The organism is Acinetobacter sp. WCHAc010052, from assembly GCF_002165295.2.
In the GTDB taxonomy this organism is placed as follows: domain Bacteria; phylum Pseudomonadota; class Gammaproteobacteria; order Pseudomonadales; family Moraxellaceae; genus Acinetobacter; species Acinetobacter chinensis.
Genome location: NZ_CP032143.1, coordinates 1,893,686 through 1,914,041 on the forward strand (window position 1 = coordinate 1,893,686; position 20,356 = coordinate 1,914,041).

Annotated in this window: 24 protein-coding genes; 10 read left to right on the forward strand and 14 right to left on the reverse strand. The window is 41.7% G+C overall.

What is annotated here, in order from left to right:
• Positions 1-131: 131 nt before the first annotated feature.
• Positions 132-1,247: a signal recognition particle-docking protein FtsY gene (ftsY, locus tag CDG61_RS09510; protein ID WP_087551061.1), complete on the reverse strand. Its 1,116-nt coding sequence runs from the start codon at positions 1,245-1,247 to the stop codon at positions 132-134.
• Between the two features lie 228 nt (positions 1,248-1,475).
• Between ftsY and CDG61_RS09515 the strand changes: the two genes are divergently transcribed.
• Together CDG61_RS09515 and CDG61_RS09520 are read left to right on the forward strand one after the other, a co-directional pair.
• Complete coding sequence (locus CDG61_RS09515; protein WP_087551078.1) at positions 1,476-2,813, forward strand: M16 family metallopeptidase; 1,338 nt, start codon at positions 1,476-1,478, stop codon at positions 2,811-2,813.
• A gap of 12 nt (positions 2,814-2,825) precedes the next feature.
• On the forward strand, positions 2,826-4,403 hold the full coding sequence (locus tag CDG61_RS09520) for a M16 family metallopeptidase (RefSeq protein ID WP_087551060.1): 1,578 nt from the start codon (positions 2,826-2,828) through the stop codon (positions 4,401-4,403).
• Here the strand turns inward: CDG61_RS09520 and CDG61_RS09525 are convergent.
• Together CDG61_RS09525 and CDG61_RS09530 are read right to left on the reverse strand one after the other, a co-directional pair.
• On the reverse strand, positions 4,327-4,650 hold the full coding sequence (locus tag CDG61_RS09525; RefSeq protein WP_087551059.1) for a hypothetical protein: 324 nt from the start codon (positions 4,648-4,650) through the stop codon (positions 4,327-4,329). The two genes, CDG61_RS09520 and CDG61_RS09525, sit on opposite strands and share 77 nt — an antisense overlap.
• Before the next feature lie 114 nt (positions 4,651-4,764).
• Positions 4,765-5,118: a hypothetical protein gene (locus tag CDG61_RS09530; protein WP_087512218.1), complete on the reverse strand. Its 354-nt coding sequence runs from the start codon at positions 5,116-5,118 to the stop codon at positions 4,765-4,767.
• Positions 5,119-5,330: 212 nt separating this feature from the next.
• On the opposite strand from CDG61_RS09530, the gene CDG61_RS09535 reads away from it, so the two are divergent.
• The 3 genes from CDG61_RS09535 to CDG61_RS09545 all read left to right on the forward strand — a co-directional run bounded on the left by CDG61_RS09535 (position 5,331) and on the right by CDG61_RS09545 (position 6,647).
• Positions 5,331-5,564: a hypothetical protein gene (locus CDG61_RS09535; RefSeq protein ID WP_087512219.1), complete on the forward strand. Its 234-nt coding sequence runs from the start codon at positions 5,331-5,333 to the stop codon at positions 5,562-5,564.
• 139 nt (positions 5,565-5,703) lie between these two features.
• Positions 5,704-6,081, forward strand: a complete 378-nt coding sequence (locus CDG61_RS09540) for a DUF2750 domain-containing protein (RefSeq protein WP_087512220.1) — start codon at positions 5,704-5,706, stop codon at positions 6,079-6,081.
• A gap of 134 nt (positions 6,082-6,215) precedes the next feature.
• Positions 6,216-6,647, forward strand: coding sequence for a CBS domain-containing protein (locus CDG61_RS09545; RefSeq protein ID WP_087551058.1), 432 nt, complete (start codon positions 6,216-6,218; stop codon positions 6,645-6,647).
• Between the two features lie 63 nt (positions 6,648-6,710).
• On the opposite strand, the gene trpB is transcribed toward CDG61_RS09545, so the two are convergent.
• From trpB to CDG61_RS09595, 10 genes are all read right to left on the reverse strand, one after another.
• Positions 6,711-7,919, reverse strand: coding sequence for a tryptophan synthase subunit beta (gene trpB, locus CDG61_RS09550; RefSeq protein ID WP_087551057.1), 1,209 nt, complete (start codon positions 7,917-7,919; stop codon positions 6,711-6,713).
• A gap of 45 nt (positions 7,920-7,964) precedes the next feature.
• The gene (locus CDG61_RS09555) at positions 7,965-9,152 is read right to left on the reverse strand and encodes a vWA domain-containing protein (protein WP_087551056.1); all 1,188 of its coding nucleotides are present in this window, start codon (positions 9,150-9,152) and stop codon (positions 7,965-7,967) included.
• 285 nt (positions 9,153-9,437) lie between these two features.
• Complete coding sequence (locus CDG61_RS09560; RefSeq protein ID WP_087551055.1) at positions 9,438-9,683, reverse strand: hypothetical protein; 246 nt, start codon at positions 9,681-9,683, stop codon at positions 9,438-9,440.
• Between the two features lie 406 nt (positions 9,684-10,089).
• Positions 10,090-10,941, reverse strand: a complete 852-nt coding sequence (locus CDG61_RS09565) for an AAA family ATPase (protein WP_087512225.1) — start codon at positions 10,939-10,941, stop codon at positions 10,090-10,092.
• Positions 10,942-10,962: 21 nt separating this feature from the next.
• Positions 10,963-11,346, reverse strand: a complete 384-nt coding sequence (locus tag CDG61_RS09570; protein WP_087512226.1) for a hypothetical protein — start codon at positions 11,344-11,346, stop codon at positions 10,963-10,965.
• Between the two features lie 20 nt (positions 11,347-11,366).
• The gene (locus CDG61_RS09575; protein ID WP_087512403.1) at positions 11,367-11,660 is read right to left on the reverse strand and encodes a YcgL domain-containing protein; all 294 of its coding nucleotides are present in this window, start codon (positions 11,658-11,660) and stop codon (positions 11,367-11,369) included.
• A gap of 128 nt (positions 11,661-11,788) precedes the next feature.
• Positions 11,789-12,931, reverse strand: a complete 1,143-nt coding sequence (locus CDG61_RS09580) for a ribonuclease D (RefSeq protein ID WP_087551054.1) — start codon at positions 12,929-12,931, stop codon at positions 11,789-11,791.
• Between the two features lie 220 nt (positions 12,932-13,151).
• Entirely contained in the window at positions 13,152-13,748 is a 597-nt protein-coding gene (recR, locus tag CDG61_RS09585) for a recombination mediator RecR (RefSeq protein ID WP_087551053.1), read from the reverse strand.
• Between the two features lie 12 nt (positions 13,749-13,760).
• The gene (locus CDG61_RS09590; RefSeq protein WP_087512229.1) at positions 13,761-14,090 is read right to left on the reverse strand and encodes a YbaB/EbfC family nucleoid-associated protein; all 330 of its coding nucleotides are present in this window, start codon (positions 14,088-14,090) and stop codon (positions 13,761-13,763) included.
• Positions 14,091-14,129: 39 nt separating this feature from the next.
• Complete coding sequence (locus tag CDG61_RS09595) at positions 14,130-15,317, reverse strand: O-succinylhomoserine sulfhydrylase (protein WP_087512230.1); 1,188 nt, start codon at positions 15,315-15,317, stop codon at positions 14,130-14,132.
• Between the two features lie 129 nt (positions 15,318-15,446).
• Between CDG61_RS09595 and CDG61_RS09600 the strand changes: the two genes are divergently transcribed.
• The 5 genes from CDG61_RS09600 (at position 15,447) to CDG61_RS09620 (ending at position 19,546) form a co-directional block, all read left to right on the forward strand.
• Positions 15,447-16,547, forward strand: coding sequence for an alpha/beta fold hydrolase (locus CDG61_RS09600; protein WP_087551052.1), 1,101 nt, complete (start codon positions 15,447-15,449; stop codon positions 16,545-16,547).
• Positions 16,548-16,556: 9 nt separating this feature from the next.
• Complete coding sequence (locus CDG61_RS09605; RefSeq protein ID WP_087551051.1) at positions 16,557-17,429, forward strand: NAD(P)-dependent oxidoreductase; 873 nt, start codon at positions 16,557-16,559, stop codon at positions 17,427-17,429.
• Positions 17,430-17,514: 85 nt separating this feature from the next.
• Positions 17,515-17,784, forward strand: a complete 270-nt coding sequence (locus tag CDG61_RS09610; protein ID WP_087551050.1) for a YARHG domain-containing protein — start codon at positions 17,515-17,517, stop codon at positions 17,782-17,784.
• A gap of 30 nt (positions 17,785-17,814) precedes the next feature.
• The gene (locus tag CDG61_RS09615) at positions 17,815-18,228 is read left to right on the forward strand and encodes an HIT family protein (RefSeq protein ID WP_087551049.1); all 414 of its coding nucleotides are present in this window, start codon (positions 17,815-17,817) and stop codon (positions 18,226-18,228) included.
• Positions 18,229-18,493: 265 nt separating this feature from the next.
• Positions 18,494-19,546: a porin gene (locus CDG61_RS09620; protein WP_087551048.1), complete on the forward strand. Its 1,053-nt coding sequence runs from the start codon at positions 18,494-18,496 to the stop codon at positions 19,544-19,546.
• 132 nt (positions 19,547-19,678) lie between these two features.
• Here CDG61_RS09620 and CDG61_RS09625 read toward each other — a convergent pair whose 3' ends face one another.
• On the reverse strand, positions 19,679-20,269 hold the full coding sequence (locus CDG61_RS09625; protein ID WP_087551047.1) for a YidB family protein: 591 nt from the start codon (positions 20,267-20,269) through the stop codon (positions 19,679-19,681).
• Positions 20,270-20,356 lie beyond the last annotated feature (87 nt).

The window sequence follows — 20,356 nt, forward strand, 5'->3', positions numbered from 1 at the left end:
GGAATATATCAAATCACTGTTTCAGAACAGATTGCTACAATTCAGCAACCTGTTTTCAGCCCATAAAAAACTCCACTGAAAAGTGGAGTCCCGATTAAGCATAACTTAAACAATCAATGTTCTGACTGCTTTTATTTATCTGTTTCAAACAGAGCAGCAACAAATGATTTCGCTGAAAATGGACGCAGATCATCAATTTTTTCGCCGACACCAATGAAACGGATTGGCACATGAGTACGACTGGCAATATTAAACAGTACGCCACCTTTAGCTGTACCATCCAGTTTGGTAATTGTAATTCCTGTCAGTCCAACTGCTTCATCAAACATTTCAACCTGGTTGATTGCATTCTGACCTGTACCAGCGTCAACCACCAGCATCACTTCATGTGGAGCAGTCGCATCAATTTTCTGCATGACACGTTTAACTTTGGTCAGCTCATGCATTAAATTACTTTTGTTATGTAAACGACCTGCCGTGTCTGCAATCAGTACATCAACACCTTTTGCACGCGCACTTTCAAAAGCATCAAAAATCACTGAAGCACTGTCTGCACCATGCCCCTGGGCGACCACGGCGATATTGTTACGTTCGCCCCAGATCTGAAGCTGTTCAGTCGCTGCTGCACGGAAAGTATCACCTGCAGCCAGCATGACTTTCTTGCCTTCACCCTGTAAGCGTTTTGCCAGTTTACCAATGGTGGTTGTTTTACCCACACCATTTACACCTACAACAAGAATCACAAACGGGTTTTTATTTGGATCAATATGTAACGGCTTTACCCGTGGTGCCAGTAATGCAACCAGTTCTTCCTGCAATGCTTTATACAATGAGTGTGAATAAATCAGATCACCACGTGCAGTACGTTCAGTCAGATTGGCAATAATGGTTTTAGTCGCTTCGACACCAATATCTGCAACAAGCAACTGTTCTTCAACTTCCTCAAGCAGCTCATCATCAATCTCTTTACCACCGATCAGGATATTGACCATACCATCGGTAAAGTTACGACGGGTTTTGGTCAGACCATCCTTCATTCTGCCAAAGAAACCTGTTTTCGGCTGTTCATTCTGCTGAGTATTCTCTGCAACTTCAACAGAGTTTACTTCAGGTTCTTCCTTTTTAATTTCAACCTGAGTTTCAGTGATAGGAACATTTACGACCGGTAGACTCGGTAAAGTAACATCGTCATCACCGATATCAGCATCAATCAAAAATTTATTCTGCACATTAGATTGCTGTTGCATGCCGAATCCTTGAAAAGCATTGCGTTTAAAAAATCGGATTCTATCATAAAGCTGAATGCTTTGCCTGTAATTCAGCCCTGCGCTTAAACACTAAAAAGCAACACGTTAATGTTGCGTTCAGGCATTTATCTTCTGAGAATAGAAATATGAATTTATTGACAGGTTGTAACTGTGCCTTATAAAAAATCATCCTCTTTACTTTACTCAACACTAAAAAAAGCAGGATTTTTGTCAGGTCTGTTTGTCTTTGCATTACATGCTGCACCCAGTCATGCAGAAACACGCAGTGAACTTTCCAGAACAACTTTTGAAACAACGCTGAAAAACGGATTAAAAGTCATTATCCGTGAAGACCATCGCTCGCCAATGGTCATGACTCAGATCTGGTACCGTGTTGGTAGCAGCGATGAATCGGGCAATATTTTAGGCGTTTCACATGTCCTCGAACACATGATGTTCAAAGGCACAAAGAAAGTTCCAGATGATGAGTTCACCCGGCTGAGCCGAATGTATGGTGGAAGTATTAATGCTTCAACGTTCACCAACTACACTAATTATTATCAACTTTATCCTAAAAACTACTTTCCGATGGCACTGGAACTTGAAGCGGACAGAATGACTGGACTGCAGCTCAGACAACAGGATTTTGATCCTGAAATTCGGGTGGTCATGGAAGAACGCAGACAACGTACAGACGACAGTGCCAGAACACTCGCCTTTGAACGGTTTAAATGGATTGCTTATCCGACCAGCCATTACAGACAACCTGTCATTGGTCATATGAAAACCCTGCAGAATATCCAGCTTCAGGACATAAAAGACTGGTATAAAACCTGGTACAGCCCAAACAATGCAATTTTAGTTATTGTCGGAGATGTCGATTCAGAGCAAGCCGTAAAGCAGGTACAGTCTTATTTTGACAATATTCCTGAACGAAAGATTCCCGCCCGTAATGATGTCCTTGAGTTTGATCGTGCCGGTTTTCGCCACATGGAGCTGCATTATCCCGTTCAGGTCGGAAACCTGTTCATGGCATGGAATGTTCCTTCATTACCCACTGCCAAGAACCCTCAGGACGCCTATACCCTGACCATTTTAAAAAGCATTCTGGACAGTGGTATTTCTTCAAGACTGCAACAACGGCTGGTCAGAGAACGAAAATTGCTGACTGCTGTCAGCGTATCTTATGACCCCTATAACCGAGGCGACAGTCTTTTCAGTATTTCAGCACTGCCTGTCAATGGTGTCAGCCTGGAAGATGCGGAAAAAGCCATCCTCAATGAAATAAATAATCTGAAGAAAGAACAGATACAGCCCCATGAGGTTGAACGCATTACCGCAAAATTTGTTTCAAACCTGGTCTATGGGCAGGATGATATTGTCGGTCAGGCAAGGATGATCGGCAATCTGGAGGTGAATGGTCTGAGCTACCGACTGATGGATGAACTCCCAAAACATTTTGAAAATGTCACACCCGAAGATATCCAGCGGGTTGCCTCATTTTATCTGACCAGAGACAACCTGAGTACCATGTATCTGCTGCCTGAACAGAACACAAGTAAATAAAAGGAACTGCTCATGAGATTTTTCATTACAACATTGACCGCAGTTCTGCTTTCAACATCCACTTCCTATGCAAATGTCATCCAGGAACAGTCAAGTGAAGACTCTGTTTCGGATATGCATTCGATTCCCCTGCTGAACAGCCTGAAAAATATCAGTAAAAATAATACTTATCGTGCTCCTTATATCCACGACTTAAAAAACCGTTATGACGTACGGACACTTTTTGCAGAATCGCAGGATTTACCCATCATTGATATCCAGCTGACATTCAACGCAGGTGCAGCACGTGATACTGAAATGCAAGGCAGTCTGTCAGGCGTTGCCAATATGGCAGCCAATCTGCTTGATGAAGGTACAAAACGGTACAATGCTGAAGAAATTGTGACTGTCTTTGAACAGACAGGTGCCAGTTTCAGTGCAAAAGCTTACCGTGATATGTTTATCGTAAAACTCAGAGTCCTGGCTGATCCTCAGAAAATGGAAACAGCACTGGCAATGATGATCGAGCTGCTAAATAATGCAACTTTCAAAAAATCCAGTATTGAACTGGTACTCAGCAACACTCAGGTCGGTCAGAAACAGCTGAAAGAAAATCCTTCCAGACTTATGGGCATACAGTTTCAGCGGGCGATCTATGGCAAACATCCGTATGCAGAACCTGTTACAGGAACCAACGGAAGTATTAAAAATATCACACCTGAACTTTTACAAAAATTTCGTGACAGATATCTGGTCAGTCAGAATATGAATATTGCCATTACCGGTAAACTGACACCCAGACAGGCTTTAAAATTATCTGAAAAAATTACACGCAATCTTAAACAGGGAGAAAAAGCAGCACCTTTGCCCTCCACTCAGCTGCAGACAGGATTCAACATCCAGCATATCCGTTATACATCAAACCAGGCACATGTCATGATGGGGCATCTGGGCACTGTTTATTCCGATCCCGATCGGCTTGCTTTAAACATTGCCAACCAGATGTTCGGTGGCTCTGGTTTTAACTCAGTTCTGATGAAAGAATTACGTATCAAGCGTGGTTATACCTATGGCGCTTACAGTTCATTCGGTTTTTCTCAGGCACCTGGGACATTCAGCCTCAGTTATTCAACACATCAGGATCAACTGATCAACAGTATTCAGGTTGCACATAAAGCTTTGCTTGATTTTGTTAACCATCCTATAGACAAAAAACAGCTTCGGGAAACAAAGGCAGGCATGTTACGGGCATTTCCAAATACCTACCGAAGCAATGCATCCATCAATGCACAACTTGGTTCAATTGGTTTTTATCAGTTACCTGCCAGCTATCTGAGTCAATACCAGCAGTTACTGGAAAAAATCTCTGCGGATGATGTGCAAAAAGCCGTCCGAAAATATATTCACCCTCAGGATATGACACTTGTGATTGTCAGCGAAGAACTGGATAAAGAAAACCTGAAACTGATGCTGCAACGCAACTCAGATCCATCCTACAAACCAGACACCATCAGCCCTGCAAAGAAAACTGAGGCTACTGATCCTCAAGTGCCATTGCAGGAAGCTGTTTTGCCTGATGAAGTTCAGTCTGATGCGCCTGCATCAGTTTGAGGTATTCACCATAAGAAATATGTTCCTGCTCCATTAACACCGTTGCCATCTCCTGAGTCTGAGTATGGACCTGCTGCATGGAAAGTTTTTTGATATTTTCAAACTGAACACTGCCAATGGGACGTAACAGTGCGAAGACTGAGAGCAGCATAATGACTGCTACAATCAGAAGAATAACGCCATTATAAATCTGTTCGAGTGAAAACTTTGATTTGATATTAATGATTTTTTGAATAGCAATATGCATGTTCTACCTCAGTTCAAAGGTAGTGTATGGCGCATATTTGAGAATCACAAGCATATTTGCTCAAATTCACAACAGTAAAGCTGTGAATCTGAGCAATATAAACAGCCGGTTCATTTAAACCAGTTTCAAGACTGCTGAATAAAGCACCACGGCGATAATCAGCAGAACAATTACAACCGCAAAAGCACTGACACCACCTTCAGCATCTGCGGGATGCAGATCTTCATCATCAGCAATTCTGCGTAACTCCCCATCATAGGTCTGATAAAATGCTTCTCTCTGTTCTGGAGCTAAGCTGCTGGTAAAGTCATACACCCTTTTGCGCTGTGCCAGGCAATAATTTCCAAGATGTATTTCATTGTGAAAAACTGCTTCATCAAGCTGCTGTCTATGAAACTGAGCCAGGGCAACGACCTGTGAAGCATCCGGAGGAACATCAAACGCAAATCCATCTATCATTGTTGTCATTTTCTTCTCCTTCTATTACAGTTTCCTGTATAATCATTTTAATAAAAATTATTTTTGTTCATTGTTTAATCGTGTAACCTTGAAATTCAACGATGTACCCCCATAACTTATTTGACAATTCATTTAAATTGTAATATTAGTTTAACAATAGCCAGTTAAACTGGTATCAGGCTTAAAAGCCATCAGATCATAATTACAATAAGGAGTTATATATGATTCAGAACATCTCTCACCATGACCTCGAACACACTTATGCAAACGCGGTCAATACAATCCAGTCTCAGATGAACTTTGTGGATGCAGTAAAACAACTTGAAGAAGTTGCCCGTGCAGGTCACGGTAAAGCAGCACTTTTCCTTGCTGAACTTTATTATCAGGGTTTCCGTGTTGAACGTGACTCGCTTAAAGCTCAGTACTGGCAGAAGCTGGCCACAATGCAGGCATAATAAAACGTCACTCAGGTGGCGTTTTTTAATGCCTGTGATTTAACCAGGACATAATTTTTTACGATTTATATCAATCCTTACACTGAATTTTCATAGATTTTTCTTAAAATAATAATGGTATTCACAACTAAAGACGGTCATGAATCAAATCAGTCAATTGCAACCAGTGCAAAGAGACTTCATTCTGAAAATCAATATTTTAAAAACCATGATGTATTGTGGTGTTTTATGGGGACTCTATCATCAGGGATGGGCAATCATGTCTGACCATGAAGATAATATTTTTCCATTCTGGCTGAATGGCGTGCAGGCAAGCAGATATGCCAAACGTCACTGGCCGCACTATACACCAAGGAAAATTACGCCTGAGGATTTCCAGAAATCCTTACTGCCAACCCTGACACGACTTAAAGTGATTCCTGCACTGTGTAACTCTTCAAGTCAGACACTGAAACTTACAACGCAGCAGATGCGTCATTTCTTTTTTACTGAAAACAATGCCATGCAGACTGCATGAAAATTTTAAGCACAAATAATATGGAGAAGCTGGAATCTTGTAAATAGTTTATTCTGACTGATGAAGTATTTTCATTTTCCAGTTTTCACGCTAATTTAATATCAAACAATAAACAACAATTCAGGATCAGCCCCATGACAAATGTAGCTAATGTTCTTAAAGATAAAACCAGCATTTCTGTATATACAATCAGCCCTGAAGCGACAGTACTTGAAGCAATTACCCTCATGGCTGAAAAAGGCATCGGTGCTCTGGTTGTCACTGAAGGTGAAGAAGTTGCAGGCATTCTCTCTGAACGTGACTACACACGAAAAATTGCCCTGATGCAGCGTAAATCATTCGACACCACTGTCAGTGAAATTATGACAGCCAAAGTTCTGACTGTTTCCAATGCAACTACAGTTGAGGAATGCTTAAACCTGATGACGGACAAACATCTTCGACACTTGCCCGTGGTTGAAAGTGGCAAACTGATCGGTCTGGTTTCCATTGGTGACCTTGTTAAAGCAACCATGGAAGATCAGAAAAAACTGATTGAGCAGCTTCAGCAATACATTTCAGGCTAAACCAGATGACAGCAATAAAAAAATCCCTCATCAGAGGGATTTTTTTATGACAAGATAATCCGTTCAGTGTAAACCAAGCTTATCAGCTACATAGTCAGAGTCTTTATCGCCACGACCAGACAGGTTCACCACAATCTTCACATCTTTGGACATTTTTGGTGCTTCACGCAAAGCCCAGGCAACTGCATGACTGCTTTCCAGTGCAGGTACAATACCTTCAACCCGCGAAAGTGTCATAAATGCATCCAGACATTCCTGATCCGTTGCAGTCGAATATTCCACACGGCCAATATCTTTTAAGAAGCTGTGCTGTGGACCAACACCTGGATAGTCCAGACCAGATGCAATGGAATGTACAGGTAATGGTTCACCTGCTTCATCTTCCAGAACATAACATGCCATACCATGAATCTGTCCTGGTTTACCCAAGGTCAGAGTCGCGGAATGCATATCTGTATCCAGCCCATGTCCTGCTGGTTCCACACCCACCAGTTTTACTTCCGGATCATTTAAAAATGCAGTAAAAGCACCTACAGCATTTGAACCACCACCCACACATGCCACAACATAGTCAGGCTGCGCACCGAAACGCTCCTGTGTCTGGACTTTGATTTCATTTCCAATAATCGACTGGAAGTCACGAACCATTTTAGGGAAAGGATGTGGACCAACCACTGAACCGATTGCATAAATGAAATTTACAGGGTCTTTCAGATATTCTTCAAATGCACTGTCCACAGCATCTTTTAAAGTTGCTGTGCCCTGGGTCACTGAAACCAGTTTTGCACCCAGAATCTTCATTTTTACAACGTTTGGATGTTCTTTTTCAATATCCACCTGCCCCATATGAATTTCACATGGAATACCCACCAGAGCACAGGCAGTTGCCAGCGCAACACCATGCTGTCCTGCACCAGTTTCAGCAATCACTTTTGTTTTACCCATGTATTTGGCAAGTAATGCTTCACCCAGACAATGGTTAATTTTATGCGCACCGGTATGGTTCAGATCTTCACGCTTCAGATAAATCTGCGCCCCACCCAGTTGCTGAGAAAGTCGTTTTGCATGAAACAAAGGGCTGGGACGACCGACATAGTTTGCAAAAAGATCATTCAGCTCATCCTTAAATTCAGATGTATTACGAATGGCTTCATAGGCAACATTAATTTCATCCATCGCTTCTTTCAGATGAGGTGGAATGAACTGACCACCATATTCACCAAAAAATCCGTCTTCATTGGGTAATGCGATGCCATTAATCTGATGATTCATTTAAGTTCCCTGTTTTATCCCTGGTACAAATTCAATTTAGCCGATTTAACGGGCCAGATAACGGGTCATATCTTCAATACCTTTCAGGGTCATTGGATACATATGATCGTCAAAAATATGCTTAATTAAACCAATAGTCTGCGTGTAATGCCAGTAATTTTGTTCTTCAGGATTCAACCATGCGGTTTTATCAAAGTGCTTACGCAAACGACTCAGCCACACATTTCCAGCTTCATCATTCATATATTCAACAGAACCACCAGGAGAGTTCAGCTCATAAGGTGCCATACTGGCATCCCCCACAACGATCACTCTGTAATCCCGCCCATAGGTATTGAACAGATCCCATGTGTTCATCCGTGTATTTGAACGTCTGAAGTTATCTTTCCACACATGGTCATACAGGCAGTTATGAAAATAAAAATATTCCAGTGTCTTAAATTCTGTTTTTGCTGCACTGAACATTTTTTCACACTGAGCAATATGTGAGTCCATAGAACCGCCCACATCGAACAGCATCAGGACTTTAATACGGTTGCGTCGTTCAGGAACAAGCTGTACATCCAGAATACCCTGTCTTGCTGTTTCTTTAATTGTAGAGTCAATATCCAGCTCTTCTGCTGCACCCTGACGGGCAAATTTACGCAGTCTGCGCAGTGCAAGCTGCATCTGGCGTGTTCCCAGTATCTGTTCATCATCCAGATTCTGATATTTACGCTGTTCCCAGACTTTGACAGCAGATTTTTTACGCCCAGGTCCACCAATACGAACCCCTTCAGGATGATCACCAAACGCACCGAAGGGAGAAGTCCCTCCGGTACCGATCATCTTATTACCACCCTGATGCTTTTTATGCTGTTCTCTTAAACGCTCTTCCAGCATTTTCATCAGTTCTTCAAGTGAACCCGCCTTGAGCAGTTCTTCGCGCTGTTCAGGTGTCAGATGCTTTTCCAGCAGCTCAAGATCAAACCATTCTTTAGGTAACTTATGTACCTGATCAAGCAAAGCATCAAGATCAAAGGTTGAAATACCTTCAAAATAATCTTTCATGCCCCGGTCAAACTTATCAAAGAACCGTTCATCCTTAACCATGACCGTTCTGGCAAGCTGATAAAATTCCTCCTGATCTGCAAATACCAGACCCGCAGCAACAGCTTTGTTAAGATCAATCAGTTCCTGAGTGGTTACAGGAACACCATATTTTCTGAGGGTATAAAACAGTCGCACAAACATGCCGAGACAAATCCTTTTACTTTATTCGTTTAATTACACTGTTTGCTTTGGATTGGGCTTGGGAAAATTTCAAAATTCAAAAACATCAGCAAATCATTCAGCTTTTTCATTATGTGAGATCACAAAACACAAGTAAAGTCAGAAAACTTTACTCTGCGTTCAGCAGCATCCATTGCTATGCTTTACAGAGAATACAGAATCGGCTCCATAATTCTGCGCTCATTATAAACATTATATTTTTCAGCATACTGTCACTTCAGGACAGAAAATATTTCATAAAACATACTAATGCAGAATCTCCAGCACAAATAAGGAATGCACATATTCCTGCCCTGGTCTTGCTGAATCAAAAAAGTCAGATACAGATGGATCTATCACTTTGGCACCATAGTCACTGACCCAGTATCCTTTTTTAGCCAGTGAAATGTAACCCTGTCCACAGGAAACCCATTCTTCATCGTATGCATACTGCACATAACCTACGGAAATTTCCTTTGTTTTACGGTCTGTCCGTTTTACCCTGACCCGCATCTCCCTGTTCCCCAATAAAAAATAAATCAGATCATAGAGTCAGACAGTTGAAAAATAAACTGATTATTCTGACAGAAAGGCAGTTGATGCCCATCTTTTTACAACTGTCAGCACTCAATTAAAAAATAGCGGACAAAAAAAATCCTGAAACTTTGGGGAAAGTAACAGGATTATTAACTGAAAAATCTGTTTTCAATGAGACTTATCTCTATCTCTTAAACACATTATGTGACACAGTTATCATTATTGCAAGCTTTTATTTAAAATAATTTAAATGTCTTTGTATCCAGTCCTTAAACTCCTGTATTCACACATTTTTTGATAACAAAAAAATCCTGCACAATGCAGGATTTTTTATTTCCATACTCAGGATCTGAAAAATCAGTAATCCATCGTCTGAAAGGGATTATCTTCTGGACATGAAAGCAAGACGCTCAAGCAACTGTACATCCTGTTCATTCTTGATTAAAGCACCATACAAAGGCGGAATTGCTTTGGATTTATCATGATTACGCAGTACATCTTCAGGCATGTCATCTGCCATCAGCAAGCTCAGCCAGTCAATCAGTTCAGATGTTGAAGGTGGTTTTTTCAGACCCGGCACCTGACGCAATTTAAAGAAAATCTGTAAAGCTTCGCTGACCAGCGTCGTAGAAATATCATCAAAATGCACACTGATAATTTCACGCATTGTTGCTTCATCAGGAAATTCAATATAGTGGAAGAAACAGCGACGCAAAAATGCATCTGGCAGTTCTTTTTCATTGTTTGAGGTGATGATGACAATCGGACGCTGAGTCGCTGTAATGGTCTCACCCGTTTCATAAACATAGAAAGACATTTTGTCCAGTTCATGCAACAGATCGTTAGGGAACTCAATATCTGCTTTATCAATCTCATCAATCAGCAGAACGCAGCGCTCTTCACTCGTAAATGCTTCCCACAGTTTACCTGGCTTAATATAGTTCCGGATATCATATACGCGATCATCACCAAGCTGACTGTCACGCAACCGCGACACGGCGTCATATTCATAAAGCCCTTGCTGCGCTTTGGTGGTTGATTTGATATGCCAGGTGATCAGTTTTAATCCAAGACTCTCTGCGACCTGTTCAGCCAGCAAGGTTTTCCCTGTACCCGGCTCACCTTTAACCAGCAGTGGTTTTTGCAGTGCACGTGCTGCTTTCACAGCAAGCTTAAGGCTATCCGTAGCGATGTACTGATCTGTACCAGTGAATTGTTGTTTATCAACAGACATGTTTTAACCTTATTTTTTTACTTAAAGCGGTGTGCTTTTTTTGTTAATCACAAGTTTTGCTTTTTCAGACATGTATCTGTTCCAGCAGTATCCCACAAGCATTCCAAGTCCAGTGACAAACAGAATAGCGGAAAGATTGGACCAGATCAGCGGTTGTTCCTTTGTCAACACACCAAAAAGTAATCCAAAAAATGCCGGAGCAATTGATGCATTGTTTCCTTCAGAGACCGTCGGTGTAAGCAGTATTGCAAAACCGATAATCCAGCTGATACCACCTAATGGCTTGGGTAACAGTCGGGCTACCGCATACCAGCACCATAAAATAATGATACTGCCAAGCAGATATACCGTGATTGCAATACTGTCTTCAGGAATTGAGTCCAGTATGGAAAGAAATTCATTCATTGCTCAACCCCCAGGCTGCATTAAGCACCACGCAAACCTTCCGGTTCCATGGCATTCACATCAATAAGACCTTCTGGCGGTACCTGAATAAAGAAACCACGGTTCTGAATTGAATCCATAACATGCAGAACATTTACACGAGCCAGCTTCCGTGACTCACTCAGTTCCAGATGCATTACAAATGTTGCACGACCAAAAGCTGTACGCATGACTTCAGGTACAACCTCCAAAGGATCTGTACCCTCTTCCTGTGTTTTAGACACATACAGGTACATCTCGTCTTTTTTGCTCGATTTATAAATTGAACAATACATATTTAAAACAGCACTCATAAAACTCAGAACAAAGCATACATCAAAAAAAAGACTGATACATTAGTGATTATTAACGCATCAGTCGTGAAATTGTGTAATTGACAATTCTTTAAACAAACAGCCCCTGACTAATCAAGCACTTTCATCTGACCTGACAGATACTGCTCATCTGCCTGAAGAATTTCAATCAAGGGCTGTGTCAGCAGCTCATAACGCCAGCCTTTCAAAAATGCAGGCAGTTTTTCTTCATCATTATGAAATACGACATGCTGATAAATAGCATTCATCCATTTTTTTCTGATCAGAACTTCTTTTGGAATATCCGTTTCAAGTGATGCTTTCTGAATCACCATCTCCACCTGGGATTCGGTTTCTTTACTTGCATGTCTGATCGGTCGTGCCATTCTGAGTGGCCAGTGTTCCTGCTCAGGTAAAAACTTCAGCAGATCCAGGATGGTTTTACCATGCTCTCGCACAATATTGGGTCTGATGTCTTTTACTGTTGAAAGCTGAAAATGATTGCGTGGATTTTTTTCGACCATGTCAATCATGGTTGAATTACGCAATATAAAGCTTCTCGGCTGATTTAATGCCTTGACCATCTGTTCGCGCCAGACAGCAATCTGCTGCAGCTGCATTAACTGACGCCGTGAATGTCTGTAGTTGCCAATATCATGGTACAGCTCATCCACAAGGGTTTCCACACCAATTTCATGTGTCAGATTTGAACAGTCTTCAAGCACAAAACTGAGGAGACTTTTATTCTTAAGTTCAAGCTGAATATGGTCTGAGAGCTTCATCAGATACAGCACATCATTGGCTGCATAATTCATCTGCTCAGGACTTAAGGGTCTTGCCAGCCAGTCTGAACGGGTCTGGTCTTTTTCAATATCCACATCAAGAATAAGTTTTAAAGCATTCTGATAACTGACCTGCAACCCATGTCCCAGAAAAGATAATGCCACCTGTGTATCAAACACATTCTTCAGTTCTTTCTGCTGTGAATAATGGTAAATCAGGTCGATATCTTCACTGCAGGCATGAAAGACGTTCTGCTGAGCTGAAAAAAGCCGCTGCCAGAACCCTGTCAGATCCAGTGTTGTACCATCGAGTAAATAAATCTGATCATTTACGTTAATCTGAAAAAGCCCAAGTTTAGGCCAAAGGGTATCCACCTTAATAAATTCGGTGTCGAGCCCATAAGTTTTCGTCTGACCCATCAATGCCAATACATTTTCAAGATCTTTTTGCTGTTGAATAAACTGAAACATAATCTGCGAGTCTAATATTAGATTCTCTTGAATGGCATTCTAACTCATATATAGTCTATATATATAACAAATTTCATCCACTCAGGTTTTATTTAATATATATTTGGTGTTTAAGAAAAATTTAATAGTTTATTTATATGTTTTTTATATTATTTAATACCTGCATTCTTTCATTATAAACAGATGAATGTTCATGGTATGTATGAAATAAGTTCAGCACTTATTTCATACGCATTCTGTTGTGTACTGCCTGACTGAGTGTGTGACTGTCCACATACTCCAGTTCACCACCCTGAGGTACGCCCTGAGCAATCCTGGTCATCTGTACAGGTAAATGCCTGGCTGCTTCCACCAAATAGTGAGCCGTTGCCTGCCCCTCTATGGTTGCATTGGTCGCCAGGATGACTTCTGTAATCTGACCATCGCTTAAACGGTGTATCAGATGCGGAATACCGATTTCGTCAGGACCTATTCCATCCAAAGGTGACAGATGTCCCCCCAGAACATGGTATCTCCCCCTGAAACTGCCACTCTGCTCAATAGCCATAACATCTGCCGGTGATTCAACAACACACAGTACATGTGTGTCACGGTCATGAGACAGACAGATATTACAGACTTCATCCTCTGTTAAAGAATGACAGACTGTACACTCCTGAATATATCCAGTTGCTTCATTTAAAGCATGTGCAAGCCCTACAGCACCTTCCCTGTTTTTCATCAACAGGTGTAATGCCATGCGTTGAGCCGATTTCGGCCCAACACTTGGTAAAATACGCAAAGCCTGTACAAGCTGATCAAAACGATCGCTGAACACTATATGCTTTCCTTAGAATAAACCTGACAGACCTGGTGGCAAGCCCATTCCAGAATTAGCACCTTTCATTTTCTCTTCAGTAATCACTTCAGCCTGACGTGCAGCATCGTTCATTGCAGCAGCAATCAGATCTTCAATCATATCTGGGTCGTCCTGAAGCAGTTCAGGATTGATTTCAATACGTTTAACAACATTGCGACAGGTCATGGTGACTTTCACCAAACCACCACCTGCTTCAGCCTGAACTTCAGTCTGCGCGAGCTCCTCTTTGGCTTTTTTGACATTGCTTTCCATGTCTTTCTGCATACGCTGCGCTTGCTGCATCAACATATTAATGTTCATAAAGTTCTCCGAACATAAAATTTAAATCATAAAACGGGATCAGATTAAATCCAGACCACGACTGATGTCACCGATAATATCATCAATATCTTCAAGACCAACAGATATACGGATTAATCCTTCCACAATTCCTGCTGCCTGTTTAGCATCTGCGGACATTCTGCCATGAGAAGTGGTTGCAGGATGAGTAATGGTTGACTTAACGTCACCCAGATTACTTGTGATGGATAAGAAACGTGTATTATCAATTACTGTCCACGCACCCTGACGTTCACCTTTCACTACAAAGGAAACAACGCCACCAAATCCAGACTGTTGTTTTTTAGCCAGTTCATGTCCTTCATGATGTGGCAGACCCGCATAATAAACTTTCTCAACTTTTTCATGCTGATCCAGCCATTCCGCCAGTTTTTGAGCGCTTGCACAATGTGCTTTCATACGCAGACTGAGTGTTTCCAGTCCTTTTAAGAAAATCCAGGCATTAAAAGGACTCATGGAGTTACCCAAAGTTCTGATTACACCGTTAATTTCTTCCAGTAACTGATGATTACCCACAACAGCACCACCCAGCGCACGCCCCTGACCATCAATATATTTGGTTGATGAATAAACAATCAGGTCTGCACCAAATTTTATCGGTTGCTGTAAAACAGGCGTGCAGAACGTATTATCCACCGCAAATAAAGCACCATGTTCATGTGCAATATCTGCAATTGCCTGCATATCACCGACCTGAGCCAGAGGATTCGATGGTGTTTCAATAAACAGCAGGCGGGTATTCGGACGGACTGCCTTTTTCCATGCATCCAGATCTTCAAGGTCTACAAAAGTAACATCCACACCGAATTTGACGACATATTTTTCAAACAGTGAAATGATTGAACCAAAGACTGCGCGCGAACAGATAACATGATCACCTGCTTTCAGATAAGCCAGACATACTGCATGAACTGCTGCCATACCTGAACTGGTCGCAACTGCACGTTCTGCACCATCCAGTACAGCCAGACGCTTTTCAAAAGTATGTACGGTTGGATTTGTATATCGTGAATAAGTATTCCCTGGAATTTCACCTGAAAATTTAGCAGCAGCATCGGCAGCACTTTCACAGACAAAAGAAGAAGTCAGAAATATTGGCTCACTGTGTTCCCCCTCAAAAGTACGGTCATGACCTGTACGGATTGCTAAAGTATCCAGCTGATATTCAAATTCGTCTTGTTGGTTCATGTCTTTTGCTCAGTCCTTCAGACCGCCTGTATAAATCATTGCCAATATTTTGAGCGTCTACGGTATTTAAGGTCAAGGCATAATATGAAATTATCGCTTAGACTTCATACAAGCCCGCCATTTCAGAATATGAAAAGAATGAAAGAAACCGAAAATAAAAAGCAACTGCTCAACAGCAAGCTCAAAAATCTGTCCACCCGGATTTTTAATGGCAAATCACTGGTGCTCTCTCAGTCCACACCTTATGAGGTCATTGCCCGTTTTGACCGTACCCGTGTCCGTTATTATGCAGCGCCAGAAAAAAAGTATGCTGAACCACTGGTGTTTACAGCACCGCTGGCAATCAATATGGCAATTTACGATCTGTACCCTTACCGCTCACTGATCAAATACTTCCAGAATGCAGGCTTTGATGTCTATCTGCTTGACTGGGGAAGACTGAAATATGACAGCCGCGATTTTAATTTCCTGACATTCATCGACAATTACATTCCACAGTGTATCGAAAGCATTCAAAAACATTCAGGCAGTGAAAAGATTTCATTACATGGATGGAGCATGGCAGGTATTTTTGTACTGCTTTACACTGCACGCCATCACCCAAGTGCTGTTAAAAACCTGATTGTGCTGGGCAGTCCAATTGACAGCTATAAGTCTGGTGGCATTGGTAAACTGTATCGCCGTATTAACTATATGCTGTCAAAACGTCCTGCTTTTCAGCAAAAAGTATATAAAGGGATTTTACCGAAACGACTGCTGCATACCCCAGGCCTCTTAAATGCCATTGGTTTTAAAATACTCGATCCTAAAGGCTGGTACGACGGTCATAAGCAGCTGTTACAGAATCTGGATGATGATCAGACCATTCATGAGCATGCAACACTGGGTAATTTTCTGAACCATATGGTAGATTATCCCGCTGGCATAAACCAGGATATGCTGTTTAATGTATGGCTGCAGAATCCATTGAAAAATGGCTCAATTCAGCTGAAAAAGCAAAAAATTGAGTTAAAGCATATTGATTGTCCTTTGCTGATTGGTGCGGGTAAAAATGATCAGATGGTGACGGCTGCTGCTGTTGAACCACTGACTGCATTAACTGGCAGTAAAGATGTTACATTTACACTTATTCCAGGTGGACACCTGGGACTGATGTCCAGCCAGAAGAGCTCAGAAGAATTCTGGCCTGCACTTGCTGAATGGCTGGATCAACGTTCAACAAAAATTTAAGGAGTTTTCATGATTCAGTCAGTCGCATTTATTGGATTAGGCGCAATGGGTTACCGTATGGCAGCTCATTTAACCAAGCACTTCAGTACGGTACTGGTCTGGAACAGAAACTTTGAGAAAGCTGAAAAGCATGCGGCTGAGTATGGAACACAGGCTGTCACATTAAACGAAGCTGTTCAGGCAGACATTATTTTCTCCTGCCTTCCAACCAGTCAGGATGTTGAACTGCTCATTACAGAACTGGAACTAAAACCAGGTTCTGTCTGGGTGGACTGTACAAGTGGCGTGCCTGCATCTGCAAAAACACTAGCGGCACAGCTGAAACTGAAAAATATCGATTTCCTGGATGCACCTGTCAGTGGACAGACTATAGGCGCTGAAAATGGAACACTGACCGTCATGGTCGGTGGTGATGCTACAGCATTTGATAAAGCACTGCCTGCCATGCAGACATTTGGCAAGCTCATTAAACATGTTGGTGAATCAGGTGCAGGTTTTGCAGTCAAAGCTGTAAATAATATGTTAATGGCTGTAAACCTTTGCTCAGTCGCTGAAGGATTTACCACACTGAAAGCACACGGTGTGAATCTGAATGAAGCGCTGGATTGTATCAATGCTTCAAGTGGCAAAAGCATGGTGACCGAAACTGTTTTACCACAACGTATTTTAAACCGCTCATTTCCTTTAACCTTTGCTCTGCCTTTACTGGCAAAGGATACAGGAATTGCACTCGACCTGATCCGCGATGCAAAACTCTCCGCACCTGTGATTGCTTTAACACAAAGCCTGATTCAGGCTGCCAGTGATTTATCTGAAAAAGACAGTGACTTTTCCACTGCTGTAAAAATGTACGAATCATGGAGTAAGATTACAATAGAATAATAAGATACTATTGATTAATCATAACGAAACCCAATATTGTGAATATGTGCCAACACACAATGTTACAAACTCTGAGGAAACTCTTATGAACAGGTTCACTATTGCTGTATTTGCGAGTCTTGCTGCTCTTACCGGGGTAAACTCTATGGCCGCTTCACCTGAACAGGAATGTCAGAAACTTAAAAATGATCATGATGTCATCTATGCATCAAAAGGTTTCTGTTTCAAAGATCCTGAAGCACAAGCAAAGTTTGGTAATGACAACTGTTATACAACTAAACCAAAGTTTTCAGATAAAGAGCAACAACGACTTGACGAAATCAAGGATCGTCAGAAAGAATTGAACTGTAAATAATTACGTTCATTCACTTAATAAGGAACAGACATGGCTTACGACAATCAGAATATCTTTGCCAGAATTTTACGTGGCGAATTACCCGCCATCAAAGTCTATGAAGATGATCAGGTTCTTGCCTTTATGGACATCATGCCACAGGCAGATGGTCACACACTTGTCATTCCTAAAACAGCTGCCGTTACTCTGCTGGACTTACCTGCTGAAAATGCAGCATATACCATTCAGATTGTTCAGAAAATTGCCAAAGCTATGGAAAAAGGGCTGGGCGTTGAAGGGATTGTGCTGATGCAACTGTCAGGTACCGCAGCAGGTCAAACTGTTCCACACGTACATTTCCACCTGATCCCAAGTTCAGTACACGAACTGGGTAAACATGCCATTCAAATGGGTGATCAGGAAAAAATTGCAGCGCTTGCGGAAAAAATTAAAGCTGCGCTCTGAATATTCTGAAGTAAATACACAAAAAAATTTAAAGGAGCTTCTGCTCCTTTTTATTTAAACTTATAAAAATAAAGAAAATATCAAATTGTCATACACTTCAAGCCATGTCATCAAACTGTCATCTCCTCTTCATTTCACTGTCACATAGATTGCAGATACTTCAATGCAAGTTAGTAAGCACATGTAACTTTTTGTACTACATAGGCAAACTTAAAAAAAGAGTTAAGGCTAACGCCATAAAAAATTGTGTTCTGGAGAAATCTAAATGAAAAAATTGCTTCTCGCTGCCGCGGTATCAACCTTAAGCTTAAGTGCAGCGCAAGCAGCACCTACTCTTTATGGTAAGGTGAATGTCTCTGTTGATCAGTTTGATAATAAAAGCTTCGGCACAGAAAATGTGACTGAAGTAAACTCAAATGCTTCCCGTATTGGTGTTAAAGGCGAAGAAAAAATTTCTGATAAACTTTCTGCGGTTTATCTTGCTGAATGGGAAATCAGTGTTGATGGCGACGAAGATGACAGCCAGACTTTCAAAAAACGTAATATTTTCGGTGGTTTAAAATGGGCTGATATCGGTACCTTAAAAGTCGGTAACTATGACTCATATTTCAAAAGTGCTGCTGCCAGTAAAAATGATATTTTCAATGATCACGCTTTCGATATCACAAGCATGATGTATGGTGAAGAACGTCTCAAAAACGTTATTGGTTTCGAAACAGATCCTAAACTGCTTGCCGGCATTGGTTTCAACCTGATGCTTCAACAAGGTGAAGAAAACAAAAAAGACGGTGACAACGGTATTGGCGACGCAATTTCATCTTCCATTACTTATGAAAATAAAGATTTAGGTCTTGCCGTTGCTCTGGGTGCTGACTTTGATGTTAAAGGTAAATACTCTGCATCAACTTTTGGCAGCACGAAACAGGCAACTGATGCATTCCGCCTTGCAGGTTCATATGACTTAGGCAAAGTAGGTGTTGCAGGTCTGGGGCTGAATGCACTTTATCAGACTGCTGAAGCAACTTCTGATGAAGGTAAAGCTGCAAACCTTGAAGAAGATGCATGGGTAATCAATGCAGCATACAAAATTGCTGAAACACCTGTAACAGTTAAAGCTCAGTACCAGTCGGCTGACACTTCTGAAAAAGGTCAGAAAGACAAAACTGTTGACCAATACGGTTTAGGCGTTGACTATACCCTGAACAAACAGGCAAAACTGTATGGCCTGGTTGCTCAGCAGAAACGTGACTGGACAACAACAAAAACTCCTGAGAAGAAACAGACTGTATTTGGTGTAGGTCTGGAACTTAACTTCTGATCAGCAGTATCTTCCTGAATAAAAAAGAATATGCCTCGGCATATTCTTTTTTTTGCTTTCAGTAAGTCTGTATATCCACTTTACAGATAAAAAATCCAGCAACATAGCTGGATTTTTTACAGCAGAAACAATTTAACGTTTCAGAAAACCAGAAACCAGGTTCATGACCTGTTGAATATCTACATTCGCTTCATGTTGATCAGTTGCATCACCTTGTGGTGTCAATGAATCTATGATCTGCGGCAATACGGATGAAATAGCACCATAGACTTCCTGAGCTTGAACCTGAGCCTGTTGCGCAACCTGTTCAACCTCCTGTGAGTTGAACAACGACTGTATCTGCTGTGCAGAAGCAGCGCTGTTGGACTGAGATGGATCTACCCAGCTCTGAACCTGACCGCCCAGACCCGCGCCCTGCAGTTTAGCCAGTGCACCCTGTAAACCACCCTGTTGCTGAATCCAGCCCAGAACCAAAGGTACAACTGCGATCAACAGCGATTGTGCATTAAATCCACCTGTAGCTGCTGGCGCTGACTGCTGACCGCCCAATCCACCCAGCACCGAACCCAGAATACCGCCCAGTCCGCCCTGCGCCTGCTGTTGTCCACCACCCAGTCCACCCAGGACCGAGCCAAGAATACCACCCAGTCCACCCTGTGACTGCTGTTGACCACCGAGTGCCTGCTTTGCAAGAATTTCTACAATATTACTTAAATCAGTCATACGTCATCCTTTTATCTGATAATTTTTTACTCAAAGACAGCATACCTGGAAATACCAGAGTTACAACAGCGCGATTTGTTAATTTTT